Genomic DNA, 5,187 nt, shown 5'->3' with positions numbered 1-5,187 from the left:
GGCCGGGATCGTGGAGTATGTCCTGGACCCCAGCCAGTGCCTGTTTTGCAAAGCGATCGGCCAATGCCTCCAGGAGAGCCTCCTTGGAGGGGAAGTAATGATAGAAAGCACCCTTCGAGATGCCGGCGGACGCAATCACGTCATTGAGGCTCGCTTTGTCATAGCCTTGGGTCAGGAACAGGGTCTGGGCATGATCCAGAAGTTCTTCTCGCCTGAGTTCTGGATGCTTGATGACACGGGGCATGACGAACTTTCTGCACGTGATGGCTGCTCCCGTCCAGTCCCGACGTCGGCAGCCAGGGCAACGGATTTCGGGTTAACGGGTCCCTTCGGAGTCTCCGCTTGCGCGTTGGCTGACGGAGCATCAAACGAAAAACCCGCCTGTGCGGCGGGTCACTGGCGCAAATCAGCACCATGGGCAAAAATGTACCATAGCTGAGATCACCGAGTCAAGAAAAAATTCCTATCGTGGAAGGCTGCCCGGCAAAAAGCCGCCAACACAACCGACTGCCGCAAGCCTTTTGTTAAGCTGGAGTTCGGAGCCTCGGGTCGAAGGTTCGCTTGAACTATAGACCAGTGGTCTGTATGGTAGACCAATGGTCTAAAATACCAATCATCAGCGGATATCAAGGCAGGTCGATCATGATCGCGAAATTGGTTCTTCAGACATTCGTCTGGTTCGTCGCCATGGGCGCCTTGCTCTTCCTGTCGGCCGGCACGCTGCATTGGCCGGGGGCCTGGGTCTATCTGGTGGGGATGGTGGGCCTCAGTCTCACCTTGGGCGTGGCGCTGGCGAGGCGCGATCCCGGTCTGATGAATGAGCGGCTGAGCTCTCCCATCCAGAAGAATCAGGACGCGGCCGACAAGGTGCTGCTGTCCATACTTCTGCTCGCCATCTTTGGTTCTCAGATATTCATGGGATTCGACGTGCGTTTCGGCTGGTCGGCGGTTCCCGTCTGGGTGCAGGTGGTCGGCGCACTGGTCCTGCTGCTCGGAATCTGGATCTGCTATCTGACGATGCTGGAGAACAGTTTTGCGGCGCCCGTGGTCAAGATCCAGGACGAACGCGGACAACGTGTGATCTCCACCGGGCCTTACAGCTACGTCCGCCATCCTATGTATGCCGGCGCCATCCTCTTCTTCGCCGGCACGGCACTTCTGCTTGGTTCCTGGTGGGGGCTGGCGTCGGTGCTCGTGCTCGTCGTTCTCTTGGCCATCCGCACCTTCATCGAAGAGAAAACGCTTCGCGCCGGTCTGCGCGGCTATGACGACTATGTGGCCCGGGTCCGTTACCGCCTGATTCCATTGGTTTGGTAGCAGGCGCTCAGGCGGAAACACCTGCCGCCTTCGCCCGCGCCAGAAGCCGCTCGGCCAGCCGCAGGTGCGGGCGGTCGAACATCTTGCCGTCGATAGCGACGACGCCGGGGCTTCCCGCTGCCGCGAACGCAGCAACGATTGCCGCCGATTGTCTCACCGCCTCGGCCGACGGCGTGAAGGCTGCGTTGATGACCGGCACCTGATCGGGGTGGATCGCCATCTTGCCGGTGAAGCCATCGCGTTCGGCCTCGGCGCACTCCGCGGCGAAGGCCGCCATGTCGCGAAAATTTGGGAAGACGGTGTCGATCGCCGCGACCTCCGCCGCACCGGCGGCGAGTATGGTCATGGTGCGAGCATGACGGAACACGTCCGTGTAGCGGCCATGCTCGTCGCGGGCGCTGCGCGCGCCGAGCGCCGCCGACAGGTCTTCCGCGCCCCAGGTGAGCCCGGCAAGCCGCGCGCTGGTCCCGGCATAGGTTGCCGCCGCCAGCACGCCTGCCGGCGTTTCGGTGATGATCGGCAGGATCTTGATCGCGCCGTCGGCCAGGCCTTTTTCGGCCTCGCGCACCCTGAGTTTTGCCGACAGGTGCTGCACATCCTGGCCGCCGTTCGACTTGGGCAGCATGATGCCGTCGGGTTTCGCCGGAACCAGCGCCGCCAGATCGTCATCCGTCAGCCCGGTCGCGAGGTCATTGACCCTGACATAGATGGCGGAAGTCGTTTGTGCCCTGCGTTCCAGGATGAAGCGCGCCGCTACGACGCGCGCCAGCGCCTTGTTGTGCGGCGCCACGGAATCCTCGAGGTCGACGATGACCACGTCGGCGCCGGCACCAAAACCCTTTTCCAGCTTCCTCTCGGAATCACCGGGGACGAACAGCAGCGAGCGCATGATCAGGCCGGCTTCTTCAGCATCATGGCTTGCCTGGTGCATTTGGCGACGAGATCGCCATGCTGGTTGTAGGCGCGATGCTCGAATTCGACGATGCCGCGATCGGGCTTCGACCTGGACTCGCGCACCGAGATGACTGTCGTTTCGACGCGAACGGTATCGCCATGGAAGACCGGATGCGGAAACACGGTTTCCTTCATGCCGAGATTGGCCACCGTGGTGCCGACGGTGATGTCATTGACCGAAATGCCGATCATCAGCCCGAGCGTGAACAGCGAATTGACCAGCGGCTTGCCCCATTCGCTCTTGGTGGCGAAATCGAAGTCGATGTGCAGCGGCTGCGGGTTCAGCGTCATCACCGAAAACAGCATGTTGTCGCTTTCGGTAACGGTCTTGCGCAGCGTGTGCTGGAAGACATGGCCGACGACGAACTCTTCGAGATAAAGTCCGGCCATTTCTCTCTCCTCAGGTGCTTGACGGTTGATAGGCGCTGCAAATCAGCCTCGCAAGCCAGTTAATGAACATGGTGAACGGTTCGTAAACCAATTCTGCCTACGGTCGTCAGTGGGGTCGGAACCTTCCGGCAAGGGGCGTAAGCAGGCGGGCATGGTTGTTGTTTCGCATTTCCTGAAATGGATCTACACGGCCAAGGTGTCGGAGCGCGCCGCGGCGGCGAGCGCTCTGGCCCGAGCCTACATCAATTCCGAATTGCCCTTCGAGGACCGCTGCGCCGCAGAGGCGGCGCTGACACTGTTGCTCGACGATGCCTCGTCAAAGGTGCGGCTGGCGATGGCCGAGGCGCTGTCGATGAGCCAACACGCGCCAATGCAGATCATCAGCGTGCTGGCCTCCGACCAGCCGGAAGTCGCCGGCGTGGTGCTGGCGCGCTCGCCGCTGCTCACCGACGCCGACCTGATCAACCGCGTGGCTTCGAGTCCGAAGGCGACGCAAAAACTGATCGCAGACCGGCCGCTCGTCTCGATGGCGCTGTCGGCGGCCATCGCCGAGATCGGCGAGGCGGACGCCTGCGCCGTGCTGCTCGCCAACAGCGGCGCCGACATCGCCTCGCTCAGCTTCCGCCGCATGGCCGAACGGCATGGGCACCTGCCGCTGGTGCGCGAGGCGCTGATATCGGATGTCAGGCTGCCGGCCGACTGCCGGCATATGCTGCTCGTCAAGCTTGGCGAAATGCTGAAAACGTCGCCACTGGTGATGGCGATGATGGGCGCGGCGCGAGCCGACCGCGTCATGCGCGACGCCTGCGTCAAGGCTTCGGTGACGCTGATCGAAGGCACGCGCACGGAAGAACATGCGGCCCTGATCGAGCATCTCAGGCTGCGTGGCGACCTCACCGCGAGCTTCCTCATCCGCACCATCGCGCATGGCAAGGTCGATTTCTTCGGCTCGGCACTGGTTGCGCTCAGCCAGCAGTCCGAACAAAGGGTTAGGGCGCTGCTGGCCGGCGGGCACGACGTGGCTTTGCAGGCATTGTTCCGCAGCGCCGGGCTCGCCGGCGCCACGCACGCCATCATCCTGCGTGCGCTGAAGATCTGGCGCGAGGTCGCCAACGGCAAGCGCGTCGCCGGTGTGCAGGAGGTAAGCTGGCTGATGCTCAAGGAAGTGGGCGGTCAATCCGCCGAGGGTGATCTCGCCGCCTTGGTCAAGTCGATCCATCTCGACGCGCTGCGCGAAAACGCACGCGGCCACGCGCTGGCGATAGCGGCCGCCTAGCCTTTATCCCTGGCGAAAAAATCCGGAAAATCCTCCATCGCGGCGGCGATGATGCGCAACGATGCCGCGATCTGCAGCAATTCCCCGGTACCGTTTCGCTGGGCAATACCAGCCGCATATTGCCGGGCGACGGTGACGGTTGATGTCTGCGGATCGCCGGGGGCGCGGAAGAGCAGTTCGCGCGCCAGCCCTCTCAGGAAGTTGGCGATCGAAAGCGCGGTCTCGGATGGGATGGCATGGCTCTGGCTCGCATCGCGCAGCCGAAGGACCTCCAGGCCGACGGTGACGGCGGCGACGCCGCCGCCCAGAACCGCATCGCCTTTCTGACCGGCATTCTGCACCAGCGGCATCAATTGGTTGATGCGGTCGTAGGCGAGGCTCTCGAAGGCCGACCGCCTCGGCACCCGCTCATGCAGGCAAAGCCGCGCCAGATCCTCACGCATGGCGCGCACGATGCGGTTGGCCGCGAGCCAAGGATCGGCCGGCAGCACGACGATGAAGACACCGATCGCCAGCAGGATGCCGACCAGGATCGACGCCGAACCGGCGAAGAAGGGTCCGGGATCGTAGGTCATCGCCTGGTGCGGACTGAGGAAGGCGAGAAAGTTGATGGCGAAAGCCGTCGCAACGCCGACATAGCGTGGATTGGCCATGGCCAGCGCCGTCGGCACCAGGATCGGCACGACAAACAGCATGAACCAGCCGAAGCCGGGCAGGGCGGGCAATGCGATCTGGCCGACGAGAAAGGCAAAGGGCAGCGCCAGAAGCGTTCCCTTGAAGAAACCCCAGGCGACCTGCACAGGGTCGGGGCGAGCAGCAAACAGGCTCGACACGACGGCGACGAGAATGACCGTGCCGGCGGCTTCCGACCATTTCGTCGTCAACCAGAAGGCCGCGACCAGCAGCGTCGCAAGGGCAGCGCGCACCGCGTTGCGCGATGCGCCGGCGTAATCGCGATGCACCACCAGCGCAGGCTGCCTGCTGCCCCTGGCCGGGCGCGTGGCAGGCGCACGCAGGGCATCGAGGCCGCGCAGCACCTGCTTGAGCGCATCGGCGAAATCGGCGGCAATGGTCAGGCGGGTGATCGTGCCGACCCTGTCGTCGCCCTGGTCGGTCGAGGCATCGGGCATTTGCCGGGCCTTGGCCGAGATGGTGTCGAGCCGCGCCACCCAAGGCGTGGTGTCGTCCAGCGCGCCGGGCTTCGCGGCCATTTCACCGACAAGGGCTTGCAACTCCGAACGCACCGGAAT

At 63.5% G+C, this 5,187-nt stretch carries 6 protein-coding genes; 2 read left to right on the top strand and 4 right to left on the bottom strand.

Annotated elements, in window-relative coordinates; genetic code table 11:
* Positions 1 to 244, bottom strand: a 244-nt coding sequence (locus EN879_RS23560; protein WP_164774541.1) for a TetR/AcrR family transcriptional regulator, incomplete at its 3' end; no start/stop codon positions are given.
* A gap of 398 nt (positions 245 to 642) precedes the next feature.
* Here EN879_RS23560 and EN879_RS23555 point away from each other — a divergent pair.
* Complete coding sequence (locus tag EN879_RS23555) at positions 643 to 1,317, top strand: isoprenylcysteine carboxylmethyltransferase family protein (protein WP_013531970.1); 675 nt, start codon at positions 643 to 645, stop codon at positions 1,315 to 1,317.
* Between the two features lie 7 nt (positions 1,318 to 1,324).
* On the opposite strand, the gene EN879_RS23550 is transcribed toward EN879_RS23555, so the two are convergent.
* Complete coding sequence (locus EN879_RS23550) at positions 1,325 to 2,206, bottom strand: CoA ester lyase (RefSeq protein ID WP_063170219.1); 882 nt, start codon at positions 2,204 to 2,206, stop codon at positions 1,325 to 1,327.
* Positions 2,207 to 2,208: 2 nt separating this feature from the next.
* The gene (locus EN879_RS23545) at positions 2,209 to 2,661 is read right to left on the bottom strand and encodes a MaoC family dehydratase (RefSeq protein WP_063167880.1); all 453 of its coding nucleotides are present in this window, start codon (positions 2,659 to 2,661) and stop codon (positions 2,209 to 2,211) included.
* Between the two features lie 151 nt (positions 2,662 to 2,812).
* On the opposite strand from EN879_RS23545, the gene EN879_RS23540 reads away from it, so the two are divergent.
* Positions 2,813 to 3,937 (top strand): DUF2336 domain-containing protein, encoded by a 1,125-nt coding sequence (locus tag EN879_RS23540; RefSeq protein ID WP_063167881.1) that lies wholly within the window; start codon positions 2,813 to 2,815, stop codon positions 3,935 to 3,937.
* Here the strand turns inward: EN879_RS23540 and EN879_RS23535 are convergent.
* On the bottom strand, positions 3,934 to 5,187 hold a 1,254-nt coding region (locus EN879_RS23535; RefSeq protein ID WP_164774540.1), incomplete at its 5' end, for an FUSC family protein. The genes EN879_RS23540 and EN879_RS23535 overlap by 4 nt on opposite strands.

The organism is Mesorhizobium sp. M7A.F.Ca.AU.002.02.1.1 (genome assembly GCF_003998535.1).
Taxonomy (GTDB): domain Bacteria; phylum Pseudomonadota; class Alphaproteobacteria; order Rhizobiales; family Rhizobiaceae; genus Mesorhizobium; species Mesorhizobium ciceri.
The sequence above is the reverse complement of the archived record's forward strand: the minus strand, read 5'-3'. Positions and strand labels throughout refer to the sequence as shown.

Coding starts and splice junctions, on each gene's coding strand:
- EN879_RS23550 (WP_063170219.1), bottom strand. CDS start 2,206: ATGCGCTCGCTGCTGTTCGTCCCCGGTGATTCCGAGAGGAAGCTGGAA.
- EN879_RS23540 (WP_063167881.1), top strand. CDS start 2,813: ATGGTTGTTGTTTCGCATTTCCTGAAATGGATCTACACGGCCAAGGTG.
- EN879_RS23555 (WP_013531970.1), top strand. CDS start 643: ATGATCGCGAAATTGGTTCTTCAGACATTCGTCTGGTTCGTCGCCATG.
- EN879_RS23545 (WP_063167880.1), bottom strand. CDS start 2,661: ATGGCCGGACTTTATCTCGAAGAGTTCGTCGTCGGCCATGTCTTCCAG.